The organism is Janthinobacterium sp. 1_2014MBL_MicDiv (assembly GCF_001865675.1).
Classification (GTDB): Bacteria; Pseudomonadota; Gammaproteobacteria; order Burkholderiales; family Burkholderiaceae_D; genus Janthinobacterium.
This window is the reverse complement of the sequence record NZ_CP011319.1, coordinates 2,694,512-2,708,017: the sequence shown is the minus strand read 5'-3', so window position 1 is coordinate 2,708,017 and position 13,506 is coordinate 2,694,512. Positions and strand designations below refer to the sequence as shown.

Below are 13,506 nucleotides of genomic sequence, written 5' to 3'. Positions count from 1 at the left end.
AAGAAGACTTTCCCCGAAACTCAGGGAAACGATGCCCAGGCGCCGCCAGGGCAATGACCGTCCTGCCTGCTTACTGCCCCGGGGGCGGCTGCCACAGCTCGACCTTGTTGCCCTCGGGATCGATGACCCAGCCGAACTGGCCATATTCGGAATCGGGGGCCTTGTCCAGCACGTTACAGCCCTCTTCCCGCAGCACTTGCAGCAGCGCGTCGAGGTTGTCGACGCGGTAATTGATCATGAAGGCAGCCTTGCCCGGGGCGAATTGATCGCTGCCCGCTTCGCTAACGGACCAGATGGTGGTGCCGGCCGTGGGCTTGCCGTCGGCATCCGTCCAGGTGAAGGCGGCGCCGCCCCACGGCAAGACGTCGAGCCCCAGGTGGCGCTGGTACCAGGCGCGCAGCGCGGCCGGGTCTTGCGCGTGGAAGAAGATGCCGCCGATGCCAGTGACCCGTTTCATGTGTTGCCTCCGGTGCGGGACGATGCCCGTTATGAAAAGTTACTTTCATTTCACTTTAACACCATGGCCCGGGCGTGGCAAACAGGCATGGCGGCAGGAAGCGGCGCGCCGGCCCGGAAGGACCGGATCGCGCACTTTCTTTCTCATATTTCAGATGAGGTACGCAATGCAAGCATTTGAATTGATTGAAACTTTACCTACTGGCAGCTGGCCGCGTAGTCGAGCAGCATATCTTCGAGGAACAGCTTTGGCGACAAGGGGTGTTCGGCGATGGCGCGCCGTTCGTTGGCGGCCTTGATGGCGGCCATCAGCCGGCTCACGTTGATGCGTCCGGCCAGGGCTTCCAGCTCGCGCCGGTGGCGCGGGTAGTAGCGGATGGTGCCCGACAGCTTGATGGAAAACAAGTCGTACAGCCAGCGCTGCAGGGAAGCCACGAGGGGCGCCAGCGGCGCCTTCTGCAGCTTGTCGGCCGCCTTCAAGGCCGCTTCCACGCCCGGATTGGCCAGCACCTGCAGCAATTGCTCCGTTTCTTCGCGCCCGCCCGACTCGGACTGGGCCAGCGCCGCCAGTGGCGCGCCGCCCTGCTCGCGCAGCCAGCTGTCGGCGTCGTTCAAGCCTTGCACCTTGAGCCAGGCCAGCGCCTGCTCGTGGCTGGGCATGGGCAGCGCGAACTTGCGGCAGCGCGACAGGATGGTCGGCAGCAAGCGGTCGAGGCTGTTCGATGCCAGCAGGAACAACGTGCCTGGCGGCGGTTCTTCCAGCGTCTTCAGCAAGGCGTTCGACGCCGGCGTGTTCAATGCTTCGGCCGGATACAGCACCACCACGCGCAAGCCCTGGCGGTGCGTGGAGATGTTCATGAAGTCGGCCAGGTTGCGGATCTGCTCGATCTTGATGTCTTTCGACGGCGTCTTGGTCTTGGCGCTTTTCTTCGCGCCCTCGCCGTCTTCGCCCTCGTCGGCCACTTCGTCTTCCAGCGCTTCCGGACGCACGCGGCGGTAATCGGGATGGTTGCCCTGGCTAAACCAGCCGCATGAGGCGCAGGCGCCGCAGGCATGGCCGTCGGCGCGCACGTCTTCGCACAGCAGCGCTTGCGCAAAGTGCTCGATGAAGTCGGCCTTGCCGATGCCCTGCGCGCCATGGAACAGGATGGCGTGCGGCATGCGCGGGCGCAGGGCTTGCAGCTGCTGCCACGCGTCCTGTTGCCAAGGATAGAGAGAACTGGTCATATTATTCTTTGTTAATCAGTGACTTGCGATACTTTTCTCAAGCAGAACATCAAGAAACTGCGCGAGCTGTACCTGGATGTCAACGATGCTTTGCGTGGAATCGATGATGCGGAAACGCTCGGGGAACTGGGCCGCGCGGCGCAGATACTCGTTGCGCGTGGCGGCGAAGAAATCGGCCTGCTCCTGCTCGAACTTGTCGAGCGCGCGCGTGGCGTCCAGGCGGGCGCGGGCCACGGCCAGCGGCACGTCGAACAGGAAGGTCAGGTCCGGCTGCAAATGCGGATGCACCCACGCTTCCAGTTGCTCCATCTTGCGCAAGTCCATGCCGCGTCCGCCGCCCTGGTAAGCGAAGCTGGCGTCCGAGAAGCGGTCGGAAATGACCCACTCGCCCCGCTCGAGCGCGGGAGCGATGACTTGCGCGATGTGTTCGCGGCGGCTGGCGAACATCAGCAAGGCTTCCGTTTCCAGGTGCATCTTTTCATGCAGCAGCAATTCGCGCAGCTTTTCGCCGAGGCTGGTGCCGCCCGGTTCGCGCGACGAGACGAGGCGCACGCCCTGTTGCTGCAGGTAATCAGTGACAAAGCCGATATGCGTCGACTTGCCCGCGCCATCGATGCCTTCGAACGTGATGAAGCGGGGTTGATATTGTTGTGTCATGAAACTTCTTATTCTCTGATGTTAACGCTGATACTGGTTCACGGCGCGGTTATGGTCGGGCAGGTTGGCCGAGAACTGGCTGGTGCCGTCGCCGCGCGCGACAAAGTACAGCGCCTGCGTGCGGGCCGGCGCCAGCGCCGCCGTCAGCGATTGCGCGCCGGGCAAGGCGATCGGCGTGGGCGGCAAGCCGCCGCGCGTGTAGGTATTGTACGGCGTGTCCGCTTCCAGGTCGCGTTTGCGGATCTTGCCCTGGTAACTGTCGCCCATGCCGTAGATCACGGTGGGGTCCGTCTGCAGCAGCATGCCCGTCTTCAGGCGGTTCACGAACACGCCGGCGATCATGGCGCGTTCGGACTTTTGCCCCGTTTCCTTTTCCACGATGGAGGCCATGATCAGCGCCTGGTACGGGTTCTTATACGGCAAGGCCGGGTCGCGCTTGTCCCACGCCTCGGACAGCCGTCCGATCATGGCCGCGTGCGCCTGCTTGAAGATCTGCATCTCGCTGGCGCCCTTGGCGAACAGATAGGTGTCCGGGAAGAACAGGCCTTCCGGCTGCGGATATTCCGGGCTGATCCTGGCCATCAGTTCCTTGTCGGACAGGCCCACGGTGTCGTGCTTGAGGCCGGGGTGGCCGGCCATGGCCAGGCGCATCTGCCTGAAGGTCCAGCCTTCGATGATGGTCAGCGACTCTTGCGCGAACTCGCCGCGCGCCAGCTGCGTGATCAGGCGCTGCGGCGTCGTGCCCGGCTTCAGCTCGTAGGAACCGGCCTTGATCTTCGACGTCTTGCCTTCGATGCGCGCCAGCAAGTTGAACAGGATGGGCACGATGGGCACGCCCGCATCCGCGATCTGCTGGCCGGCCGCATGCGCGCCGCTGCCTGGCGAAATCGTAAACGGAATCGCTTCGCCTTCCGTCGTGATGGGCTGCTGCGCCCAGTACACAAAAGTACCACCGACGCCGATGGCGGCGATGACTGAACTGACTACGAGTTTTTTAAAGAAAGCCATTGTTCCGATTCTTGTTATGCCGGCGCCTGTTGCCGGCGCCCGCTTGTTGTGATCGTTCATTTGTGAAGAAAGTCTGCGCAAACCTGCACGAATGCTGTGTTTCTTGCCGCTGCCGACGCGATCCGCGCGACATCACTATAATGAACCCGTAATGATAATGCTTAATCGCTGATCTAATGGAAATTATGAATAACTGGAATCAATTTTTAGCTGCGCAAGGCGCCCGTCCCGTCCCTCCCGAAGGCGCGCCTGACAGTACCGTCCCCGCCACCGCGTCCCCCATCGCCGATTTCGGCCAGTCCCTGACAGTGCCCCAGCTGCAAGACGGCTTCGTCGCGGCCATCACGGACCAGGGCTTGATCGGCCTCGATGGCGACGATGCGGCCAGTTTCCTGCACGGCCAGCTGACCAACGATGTCGAGCACCTGAACCAGGAACAAGTGCGCCTGGCCGGCTACTGCACGCCGAAAGGCCGCTTGCTGGCCAGTTTCCTGATGTGGCGCAACGCCACCACCATCTATCTGCAATTGCCGCGCGCCATACAGCCGGCCATCCAGAAGCGCTTGCAGATGTTCGTGCTGCGCGCCAAGGCCAAGCTGCACGATGCCACCGCCGATGCGGCGAACCAGGTCGTGCTCGGTGTCGGCGGCCGGCAAGCCGACGCGGCCCTGTCCGCCTGGTTCCCCACCCTGCCCGCCACGCCGTTCAGCAAGGTCGAGCATGCGGCGGGCACCCTGCTGCGCGTGGCCGACGCCTTCGGCAGTCCCCGCTACCAATGGCTGGCGTCGGCCGCCACGGCGCGCGACGCGTGGCCGCAATTGACTGCCCGGCTGGCCAAGGGCGGCAACGACGCCTGGCAACTGGCCGAGATCCATGCGGGCATCCCGCAGATCACGGCCGCCACGCAAGAGCAGTTCGTGCCGCAAATGGTCAACTTCGAGCTGCTGGGCGGCGTCAATTTCAAGAAAGGCTGCTATCCGGGCCAGGAAATCGTCGCGCGCAGCCAGTATTTGGGCAAGCTCAAGCGCCGCACCACCCTCGTCAGCATCGCCGGGGCATCGGTAGCGGCCGGCGGCGAACTGTTTGCCGTCAGCGATCCGGACCAGCCTTGCGGCATGGTCGTCAACGCGGCGCCCAACGGCGCCGGCGGCGTTGACGCCCTCGTTGAAATGAAGTTGGGGGCGATCGAAGCAGGTTCAAGCGACGCCGGTGCCGTGCGCTACGGCTCGGCCCAGGGTGCCGCCGTGCAATTCCTGCCCATGCCTTACGTGCTCGACGCACTCGACTTGTGAGAATGCCATGAAAGATCTGTACATTTACTATCAGGTAAAAGACGAGCACGCCCAGGCGCTGGAAGCCAGGGTCCGCGCCCTGCAAGGCAAGCTGGCGGCCGCCTCCGGCGTGGCGCCGCAGCTGAAGCGCCGCCCGGAAGCCAAGGACGGCTTGCAGACGTGGATGGAAATCTATCCCGTCGTCGGCGAAGGCTTTGCCGACCTGCTGGCCAGCGCCGCCGACGAGGCCGGCCTGCTGGCGCTGACGGCAGGCGCCCGCCACACGGAAGTGTTCATGGATTTGCCCCCATGTGCCTGATCGTTTTTGCCTGGAAAGTCAATCCGCACATCCCGCTGATTGCCGCCGCCAACCGCGACGAATTCTATGAGCGCGCCAGCGCACCCGCCGGCGCCTGGCCCGAGCACCCGCAAGTGTATGCCGGGCGCGACCTGCAGGCGGGCGGCAGCTGGATGGGCATCACGCAGACGGGCGGCGGCAGTTCGCGTTTTGCCGCCATCACGAATATCCGCAGCCCGCAAGACCGCAACCCGGACGCCCCCTCGCGCGGCGCCCTGGTGGCCGACTACCTGGCCGGCACGATGTCGCCGCAAGACTACATCGCGCAGATCCGCCCCGGCTGCAAAGCCTACAACGGCTTCAACCTCGTGCTGGGCGACGCCAGCACCCTGATCTGGTTCTCCAACCGCGGCGATGGCGATGCGCGCAACGGCCAGCCTTTGGCGCCGGGCATCTACGGCCTGTCGAACGCCCTGCTCGACGCGCCGTGGCCGAAGGTCCTGAAAACCAAGGCCCAGTTCGCCAGCCTGCTGTGCCAGGGCGCCCCGGACGACGCCTATTTCGACATGCTGGCCGACACCACGCGCGCGCCCGACTTCCGCCTGCCCGACACGGGCGTGCCGCTCGACCTCGAGCGCGTGCTGTCGGCCGTCTGCATCGAAACGCCGGGCTACGGCACGCGCACGTCCACCGTCGTGAAACTGTTCCCCGACTCCCCCGGCGAACTGCATGAGCTGGTGATTCAGTAGGTCGGGTTAGCGCGCAGCGCGTAACCCGACAACGCCAGCGGCCTTGCCGGCAACAACCGCCGTCCGCCATAACCTTCCCCATCTCGTCGGATTACGCGCGCCTCCGGCGCGCTAATCCGACCTACGCACTATCCTCATCGAAAACCCACACGCCATCCATGCGCACAAAAAAAGGCAGGTAGGTCGGGTTAGCGCGCAGCGCGTAACCCGACACCACCCACCACACTCCACCGGCATCACCGCCGTCCCCGACGTCGGATCACGCGCGCCTCCGGCGCGCTGATCCGACTTACGCAAGCTTCCCCTATTCTCATCGAAAACCCACACGCCATCCATGCGCACAAAAAAAGTCAGGTAGGTCGGGTTAGCGCGCAGCGCGTAACCCGACACCACCCACCACACTCCACCGGCATCACCGCCGTCCCCGACGTCGGATCACGCGCGCCTCCGGCGCGCTGATCCGACCTGCGCAAGCTTCCCCTATCACCTGCGCAAGCTTCCCCTATCCTCATCGAAAACCCACACGCCATCCATGCGCACAAAAAAAGAAAGCGCTTGCGCAAGCGCTTTCTTTTGTTTACGATGGATTCCAACGCGGCGACACAGCCGCATCCAATCGCAGTACATAAGAATAAAAAAACCATCAGGAGACACCATGGCCACCATGGAAGATGTAGCGCGGGCGGCGGACGTATCGCTGTCGACCGTCTCGCACGTACTCAACGGCACCCGCAAGGTCAGCCCGAAAACCGTCGCCGCCGTCAACGCGGCCATGCAGCAGATCGGCTATGTGCCCAATATGCTGGCGCGCGCACTGGCCGGCTCCTCGTCGGGCACCATCGGCGTGGCCATTTCCGCCTTCACCAACCATTATTTCAGCGAAACCGTGCGCGCCATCGAGGCCGCCTGCACGCGCCACGGCTTGATGATGCTGTTTTCCGATACGCACGACGACCCCGAGCAGGAACTCAAGGTGGTGCAGAACCTGCACCAGCGCCGGGTCGACGGCATCGTGCTGGCGCCGTCCGGCGACGCGCACAACCGCGCCCTCGACTATTTAAGCAGCAACAAGATCGCTTCCGTGCTGGTCGACCGCATGTCGCCGCAGGCGTTCGACCAGGTGGGCGTGGAAAACATCGAGGCCACGGCCGAACTGGTCGGCCACCTGATCGCGGCCCACGGCCACCGCCGCATCGGTTTCATCGCCGGCGCACCGGGCCTGTCCACCACGGACGAGCGCATCGCGGGCTACCGCCTGGCCTTGCAGCGCGCCAACATCGCCTTCGATGGGGACTTGCTGCGCTCGGGCGACTCGAACCTCGAGCGCAGCGGCATGGCAACGCGCGAACTGCTGGCCTTGCCGCAACGCCCGACAGCCATCGTCGCCGGCAACAACCTGATGACCATCGGCACCATGCACGCCTTGCGCGACGCCCATATTGCGGTACCGCAAGACGTGGCGCTGGCCGGCTTCGATGATTTCGACTGGGCCGATTATTTCAGCCCGCGCCTGACCGTGATGGCGCAGCCGCTCGAAGAGCTGGGCGCCATGGCCGTCGACCTGCTGATCGACCGTATCGCCAACCCGGGCCGCGCCCAGCATGTGCAGCGCTTGTCGCCAGCCTTGCGCGTGCGCAATTCCTGCGGTTGCCCCTGAACTTTTACGCCAGACACCCATGCATTCAGCTATTTCCCTCGGTATCGACCTCGGTACCTCCGAACTGAAAACCGTGCTGATGGACCGCGACGGCAACTTGCGCGGCCAGGCCTCCGTGCGCCTCGACGTCAGCCGCCCGCAGCCGGGCTGGTCCGAACAGTCGCCGCACGACTGGTGGGCCGCCTGCGTCGCCGCGCTGGGCCAGCTGCGCGCCGGCTGGCCGCAAGACTTTGCGCACATTGCCTGCATCGGCCTGTCGGGCCAGATGCACGGCGCCGTGCTGCTCGATGACCATGATGCCGTGATCCGCCCGGCCATCCTGTGGAACGATGCGCGCGCCGATGCCGAAGCGGCCGCCCTGGCGCGCGAATATCCCGCCTATGCGGACGTGACGGGCAGCCTGGCCATGGCGGGCCTGACGGCGCCGAAACTGCTGTGGCTGAAAACGCATGAGCCGGCCGCCTTTGCCGCCATCGCCTGCCTGCTGTCGCCGAAGGATTATCTGCGCCTGCGCTTGACGGGCATCAAGCTCACGGACATGTCCGACGCGGCCGGCACCCTGTGGCTGGACGAAGCGAAGCGCGCCTGGTTCGCGCCCATGGTGGCCGCCTGCGGCTTGGCGCCGGAGCAATTGCCGCCGCTGGCCGAAGGCGATGCGGCCACGGGCACGGTGCTGGCATCCATCGCCGACAAGCTGGGCTTGCCGGCGAACGTGGTGGTGGCCGGCGGCGGCGGCGACAACCCCGTCTCGGCCGTGGGCATCGGCGCCGTCAACGGCGGCGACAGTTTTATCTCGCTGGGCACCAGCGCCGCCATCGTCAGCGTCACCGAAGCGCCGCTGGGCAACCCGGCCGGCGGCGTGCACAGCTTTTGCCACGCCTTGCCCGGGCGCTGGTATGCGATGGGCGCCATCCTGTCCGGCGCCAGCTGCCTGCGCTGGGCCACGGGCGTGCTGGGCTTGCCCGACGAGGCGGCCCTGCTGGCGCTGGTGGAAGCGGGCTTGCCGCTCGATACCGCCATCGCGCCGTCGGCGCCGCTGTTCCTGCCCTACCTGTCGGGCGAACGCACGCCGCATAACGACCCGCAGGTGCGCGGCGCCTTCCTGCAGCTGGGCCACGACAGCAATACCGCCCAGCTCGGTTATGCCGTGCTCGAAGGCGTGGCCTTTGCCTTGCGCGACGCCATGGCGGCCGTCACCTCGACGGGCGCCGTGGTGCCGCACTGCCTGCTGGTGGGCGGCGGCGCGCGCAGCCAGTACTGGGCGCAGCTGCTGGCCAATGTGCTGGGACGCGAAATGCGCACCCTGCACCACAGCGAGCTGTCGGCCAGCCTGGGCGCGGCCAAGCTGGGCTTTGCCGCCATCGGCGACGCCAGCCTGCTGGCGCAGGGCTTGCCCGTCAAAAATACTTTCTTGCCCGATGCCGCGCACAGCGCAGCCTTGAGCGTCCGTTACGGTCGATACCGTAGCCTGTTTCCTGCCGTGCAGGCCTTGCACCAACTTAGCGAAGGATAAGTAGCAATGACTCAACTGCAACAACTGAAGCAATACAGCACCGTCGTCGCCGACACGGGCGACTTCATGCAACTGGCCCGCTTCGCGCCGCAAGACGCCACCACCAATCCGTCGCTGATCCTGAAGGCCGTGCTGCAGCCCGATTACGCGCCCTTGCTGGAAAGCACGGTCGCCGAGCATCAAGCCGCCTCGCTGGACGACATCGTCGACCAGGTGCTGGTGCGCTTCGGCCTGGAAATCCTGAAGGTGGTGCCGGGCCGCGTGTCGACGGAAGTCGATGCCCGCCTGAGCTTTGACCGCGCCGCCACCGTGGCCCGGGCGCGCCGCCTGATCGCCTTGTACGAGCAGGCCGGCATCAAGCGCGAACGTGTGCTGATCAAGATCGCCGCCACCTGGGAAGGCATCCAGGCGGCGCGCGAACTGGAACAGGACGGCATCTTTTGCAACCTGACCCTGCTGTTCGCGTTTTGCCAGGCCGTCGCCTGCGCCGACGCGAAAGTGCGCCTGATTTCGCCGTTTGTGGGCCGCATCTACGACTGGCACAAGAAATCGCTGGGCGCGGCCTGGGACGAAGCGGCGCGCAGCCTGTCCAACGATCCAGGCGTGCAATCGGTGACGCGCATCTTCAATTACTACAAGCAACATGGCATCGCCACCCAGGTCATGGGCGCCAGCTTCCGCAACGTGGGCCAGATCACGGCGCTGTCCGGCTGCGACTTGCTGACCATCAGCCCCGACTTGCTGGCCAAGCTGGAAGCGGCGGATGCGCCGTTCGAGCGCGCCCTGGGCGGCGACCTCGGCGCGGCGCAGGCGGCCATCACGTATGACGAGGCGGCTTTCCGCTACGCCTTGAACGACGATGCGATGGCCACCGAAAAGCTGGCCGAAGGCATCCGCGGCTTCGCCGTCGATGCGGGCAAGCTGGACGCCATGATCGAAAAATTAAAGAAGCAATAAGTTTTACCCGTAGCACCCCTGCTCTCACAATAAAAACCCTTTGGAGATACCCATGAAAAAAGTCCTTACCGCCACCCTGCTGCTGTCCGCCGCCTGCGGCGCCTTCGCCGCCGACAAACCGCTGAAATCGATCGGTGTCAGCGTGGGCGACCTGGCCAACCCCTTCTTCGTCGCCATCGGCCGCGGCGCGGAAGAAAGCGCGAAAAAGCTGGGCGGCCCCGGCGTGAAAGTCACCACCGTGTCGAGCAAGTACGACCTCAACACCCAGGTGGACCAGATCGAGAACTTCATCGCCAACAAGACCGATATCATCATCCTGAACGCCGTCGATTCCAAGGGCATCGCGCCGGCCATCAAGAAGGCGCGCAATGCGGGCGTGGTCGTCATCGCCGTCGACGTGGGCGCCGTGGGCGCCTCGGCCACCGTGATGTCCGACAACACCATGGCCGGCGACGTCTCGTGCGCCTACCTGGCCAAGCAGATCGGCGGCAAGGGCAATGTGGTGATCCTCAACGGCCCGCCCGTCACCTCCGTCATCGACCGCGTCAACGGCTGCAAGAAGACCCTGGCCGCGTTCAAGGATATCAAGATCCTGTCCGACAACCAGAATGCGGGCGGCAGCCGCGACGGCGGCATGACGGTGATGTCGAACCTGCTGACGGCCCATCCGAAGATCGACGGCGTGTTCGCCATCAACGACCCGACCGGCATCGGCGCCGAACTGGCGATCAAGCAATCGAAGCGCACGGACGTGAAACTGATCACGGCCGTTGATGGCGCGCCCGATGGCCAGAACGCCCTGAAAAACAAGGCCGGCCTGTTTGCCGCCACCTCGGCGCAAAACCCGTACCGCATGGCCACCGACGCCGTGCAGATGGGCTACGACATCATGAACGGCCGCACGCCGAAGCAGACCATGGTGCTGTTGCCGACCCCTGCCATCACCAAGGAAAACGTCGCCACCTATACGGGCTGGGTAAAGAACTGATCTGCCTGACCTGAACCACATGTCGCCCGCCCCGGCTCCGGCCCGGGGGCGGGCGCCAGTTTCACAGCAAGGATATTCCCATGAGCGACGATATTATTTTTGAAATGCGCGGCATCGAGAAGCGCTTTGGCGCCACGCGCGCGCTGCGCGGCGTGCACCTGACGGTGCGCAGCGGCGAAATCCATGCCGTGATGGGCGAGAACGGCGCCGGCAAGAGCACCCTGATGAAAATCCTCTCGGGCGTCTATACCCCCGATGCCGGTGAAATCATCCTCGACGGCAAGCCGATTCGTATCCGCAACCCGGGCGAGGCACGCGCGCTGGGCATCAACCTGATCTACCAGGAATTGAGCGTGGCCAAGAACATGACGGTGGCGCAGAACGTCTTCATGGGCAGCGAACCGCAAGGACCGTTCTGGACCGTCAAGGGCGGCGAGATGCGCGCGCGCACGAACGCCATCCTGGCCGACCTCGGTTCCCGTTTCGATGCCGACACCATGGTGTCCAGCCTGTCGATCGCCGAGCAGCAGCAGGTGGAAATCGCCCGCGCCCTCGTGCACGAAAGCCGCATCCTGATCATGGACGAGCCGACGGCCGCCCTGTCCGACCGCGAGACCGAACAATTGTTCCGCATCATCGAAGAGCAGCGCGACAAGGGCCTGGCCGTGCTGTACATCAGCCATCGCATGGCCGAGGTGGAGCGCCTGGCGCGCCGCATCACGGTGCTGCGCGACGGCGCCTATGTGGGCGAGCTGGGCAAGGATGAGCTGGATCAAAAGAAAGTCGTGCAAATGATGGTGGGCCGTCCCGCCGACGACTTTTACTCGCACCAGCGCCGCACGTCGCGCGGCGCCGAACGGCTGCGCGTGGAAAACGTGGGCGGCGGCAAGGTCAAGCCCGCTTCGTTCGCCCTGCATGCGGGCGAAGTGACGGGCCTGGCCGGCCTCGTCGGCGCGGGCCGCACGGAACTGGCGCGCCTGATCTTTGGCGCCGACAAGAAGCAATCGGGACAAGTCTGGCTCGACGGCCAGGAAGTGCATATCCAGCGGCCGCTGGCGGCCATCCGCCACGGCATCGGCTACCTGCCGGAAGACCGCAAGAGCCTAGGGCTGTTCATGCAATTGTCGGCCATGGAAAACATGTCGATGAATATCCTTTCCAAGCATTCCACGGCGGGCGTGGTCAACCGCGGCGCCCTGACGCAGCTCACGCGCGAGGCGATTGCCAACCTGAACGTCAAGGTGTCGGGCCCGGAAGGCATCGTCGGGGGATTGTCGGGCGGCAACCAGCAGAAAGTCTTGCTGGCGCGCTGGCTGGCCATCGCGCCCAAGGTCCTCATCCTCGATGAACCGACGCGCGGCGTGGACGTGGGCGCGAAGAGCGAAATCTACAAGATCATCCACCAGCTGGCCGATGCGGGCACGGCCGTGCTATGCATTTCCAGCGAACTGGCCGAACTGGTCGGCATCTGCGACCGCGTGATGGTGATGTGCGAAGGACGGCTGACGGGCGAAGTGACGGGCGACGACATCACGCAGGAAAACATCCTTGCCTACGCCACCCAGCTGGAAGCGGCATAAGACCACCTGTCAAAACCTGCTGCGCGTCTCGACCACAAGCCGCTTCCGCCCGCTACGGTTTTGTCAGGCGTTCCAGGAATACGTATTAGCATAATCATTCAGGAGATAGACCATGACTACGAGTACCACCAGCGGCGCCGCGCGCGCCGGAGAACCCTTCAATGCCTCGAACCTGATGCGCCGCCTGGGCATGCTGCCCGTGCTGGTGGTGCTGTACCTGGCCATGTATGGCTTGACCGTGTATTTCTCGGCCGACGGCACATCGACCTTCATGACCAGCAACAACACCATGAATATCTTCCGCCAGGTGTCGATCAATATCGTGCTGGCCTCGGGCATGACCTTCGTCATCCTGACCAGCGGCATCGACCTGTCCGTCGGCTCCGTGCTGGCCGTCTCGGCCGTGGCGGGCATGCTGATGTCGCTATCGGCCCAGTTCGCCGGCTTCTCGATTCCCACCTTCCTCATCGTCGGCCTGCTGCTGGGCGCGCTGAACGGCGTGCTGGTGGCCCTCGTCGGCCTGAACCCCTTCGTCGTCACCCTGGGCACCATGACGGCCCTGCGCGGCGCCGCCTACCTGCTGGCCGACGGCACCAGCGTGCTGAACACGGAAATCCCCAGTTTCGAATGGATGGGCAATGGCAGCTTCCTGGCCGTGCCCTGGCTGATCTGGCTGGCCGCCGCCGTCGTCGTGCTGACGTGGTTCATCCTGCGCAAGACGACGCTGGGCCTGCATATCTACGCCGTCGGCGGCAATATCCAGGCGGCCCGCCTGACGGGCATCAAGGTCGGCCTCGTGCTGATGTTTGTCTACACCATCAGCGGCCTGTTCGCCGGCCTGGGCGGCGCCATGTCGGCCAGCCGCCTGTACGCGGCCAACGGCAACTGGGGCACGGGCTATGAGCTGGACGCCATCGCCGCCGTCGTGCTGGGCGGCACGAGCCTGATGGGCGGCGTGGGCTCCGTCTGGGGCACCGTCATCGGCGCCTTGATCATCGGCGTGATGAACAATGGCTTGACGATCCTCGGACTGTCGTCGTTCTGGCAGTATGTGGCCAAGGGTGTCGTGATTGTCTTGGCCGTCATCCTCGATAAATGGCGCCAGTCGCACGCGCAGAACTGATTGTGCTGGTGATGTCGGGTTA

Annotated in this window: 13 protein-coding genes; 9 read left to right on the top strand and 4 right to left on the bottom strand. The window is 64.7% G+C overall.

Features of this window, described 5'->3' with window-relative positions:
* Positions 1–70: 70 nt before the first annotated feature.
* The 4 genes from YQ44_RS11835 to mltG form a co-directional block, all read right to left on the bottom strand.
* Positions 71–457, bottom strand: a complete 387-nt coding sequence (locus YQ44_RS11835; RefSeq protein ID WP_071323554.1) for a VOC family protein — start codon at positions 455–457, stop codon at positions 71–73.
* Positions 458–654: 197 nt separating this feature from the next.
* Positions 655–1,683, bottom strand: a complete 1,029-nt coding sequence (locus YQ44_RS11830; RefSeq protein ID WP_071323553.1) for a DNA polymerase III subunit delta' — start codon at positions 1,681–1,683, stop codon at positions 655–657.
* Positions 1,684–1,698: 15 nt separating this feature from the next.
* A complete protein-coding gene (gene tmk / locus YQ44_RS11825) occupies positions 1,699–2,340 on the bottom strand; it encodes a dTMP kinase (RefSeq protein ID WP_071323552.1) in 642 nt (213 codons plus the stop codon).
* 21 nt (positions 2,341–2,361) lie between these two features.
* On the bottom strand, positions 2,362–3,348 hold the full coding sequence (gene mltG, locus YQ44_RS11820; protein WP_071323551.1) for an endolytic transglycosylase MltG: 987 nt from the start codon (positions 3,346–3,348) through the stop codon (positions 2,362–2,364).
* Positions 3,349–3,533: 185 nt separating this feature from the next.
* On the opposite strand from mltG, the gene ygfZ reads away from it, so the two are divergent.
* From ygfZ to YQ44_RS11775, 9 genes are all read left to right on the top strand, one after another.
* Positions 3,534–4,640: a CAF17-like 4Fe-4S cluster assembly/insertion protein YgfZ gene (gene ygfZ / locus YQ44_RS11815; RefSeq protein ID WP_232251262.1), complete on the top strand. Its 1,107-nt coding sequence runs from the start codon at positions 3,534–3,536 to the stop codon at positions 4,638–4,640.
* 7 nt (positions 4,641–4,647) lie between these two features.
* Positions 4,648–4,938 (top strand): DUF4936 family protein, encoded by a 291-nt coding sequence (locus YQ44_RS11810; protein WP_071323549.1) that lies wholly within the window; start codon positions 4,648–4,650, stop codon positions 4,936–4,938.
* Positions 4,929–5,666 carry an NRDE family protein gene (locus tag YQ44_RS11805; protein ID WP_071323548.1) on the top strand — a complete coding sequence of 246 codons (738 nt, stop codon included), beginning with the start codon at positions 4,929–4,931 and terminating at the stop codon, positions 5,664–5,666. Before YQ44_RS11810 ends, YQ44_RS11805 begins: the two co-directional genes overlap by 10 nt.
* A gap of 655 nt (positions 5,667–6,321) precedes the next feature.
* A complete protein-coding gene (locus tag YQ44_RS11800) occupies positions 6,322–7,323 on the top strand; it encodes a LacI family DNA-binding transcriptional regulator (protein ID WP_071323547.1) in 1,002 nt (333 codons plus the stop codon).
* A 31-nt stretch (positions 7,324–7,354) separates the two neighbouring features.
* Positions 7,355–8,836 carry a xylulokinase gene (gene xylB, locus YQ44_RS11795; RefSeq protein WP_198043968.1) on the top strand — a complete coding sequence of 494 codons (1,482 nt, stop codon included), beginning with the start codon at positions 7,355–7,357 and terminating at the stop codon, positions 8,834–8,836.
* A gap of 6 nt (positions 8,837–8,842) precedes the next feature.
* Positions 8,843–9,793, top strand: a complete 951-nt coding sequence (gene tal / locus YQ44_RS11790) for a transaldolase (protein WP_071323545.1) — start codon at positions 8,843–8,845, stop codon at positions 9,791–9,793.
* Between the two features lie 52 nt (positions 9,794–9,845).
* Complete coding sequence (locus YQ44_RS11785; protein WP_156894800.1) at positions 9,846–10,781, top strand: ABC transporter substrate-binding protein; 936 nt, start codon at positions 9,846–9,848, stop codon at positions 10,779–10,781.
* Between the two features lie 80 nt (positions 10,782–10,861).
* Complete coding sequence (locus tag YQ44_RS11780; RefSeq protein ID WP_071323544.1) at positions 10,862–12,361, top strand: sugar ABC transporter ATP-binding protein; 1,500 nt, start codon at positions 10,862–10,864, stop codon at positions 12,359–12,361.
* A 112-nt stretch (positions 12,362–12,473) separates the two neighbouring features.
* Positions 12,474–13,484: an ABC transporter permease subunit gene (locus tag YQ44_RS11775; protein ID WP_071323543.1), complete on the top strand. Its 1,011-nt coding sequence runs from the start codon at positions 12,474–12,476 to the stop codon at positions 13,482–13,484.
* The last annotated feature ends 22 nt before the right edge of the window (positions 13,485–13,506 follow it).

Coding starts and splice junctions, on each gene's coding strand:
- YQ44_RS11835 (WP_071323554.1), bottom strand. CDS start 457: ATGAAACGGGTCACTGGCATCGGCGGCATCTTCTTCCACGCGCAAGAC.
- YQ44_RS11830 (WP_071323553.1), bottom strand. CDS start 1,683: ATGACCAGTTCTCTCTATCCTTGGCAACAGGACGCGTGGCAGCAGCTG.
- tmk (WP_071323552.1), bottom strand. CDS start 2,340: ATGACACAACAATATCAACCCCGCTTCATCACGTTCGAAGGCATCGAT.
- mltG (WP_071323551.1), bottom strand. CDS start 3,348: ATGGCTTTCTTTAAAAAACTCGTAGTCAGTTCAGTCATCGCCGCCATC.
- ygfZ (WP_232251262.1), top strand. CDS start 3,534: ATGAATAACTGGAATCAATTTTTAGCTGCGCAAGGCGCCCGTCCCGTC.
- YQ44_RS11810 (WP_071323549.1), top strand. CDS start 4,648: ATGAAAGATCTGTACATTTACTATCAGGTAAAAGACGAGCACGCCCAG.
- YQ44_RS11805 (WP_071323548.1), top strand. CDS start 4,929: ATGTGCCTGATCGTTTTTGCCTGGAAAGTCAATCCGCACATCCCGCTG.
- YQ44_RS11800 (WP_071323547.1), top strand. CDS start 6,322: ATGGCCACCATGGAAGATGTAGCGCGGGCGGCGGACGTATCGCTGTCG.
- tal (WP_071323545.1), top strand. CDS start 8,843: ATGACTCAACTGCAACAACTGAAGCAATACAGCACCGTCGTCGCCGAC.
- YQ44_RS11785 (WP_156894800.1), top strand. CDS start 9,846: ATGAAAAAAGTCCTTACCGCCACCCTGCTGCTGTCCGCCGCCTGCGGC.
- YQ44_RS11780 (WP_071323544.1), top strand. CDS start 10,862: ATGAGCGACGATATTATTTTTGAAATGCGCGGCATCGAGAAGCGCTTT.
- YQ44_RS11775 (WP_071323543.1), top strand. CDS start 12,474: ATGACTACGAGTACCACCAGCGGCGCCGCGCGCGCCGGAGAACCCTTC.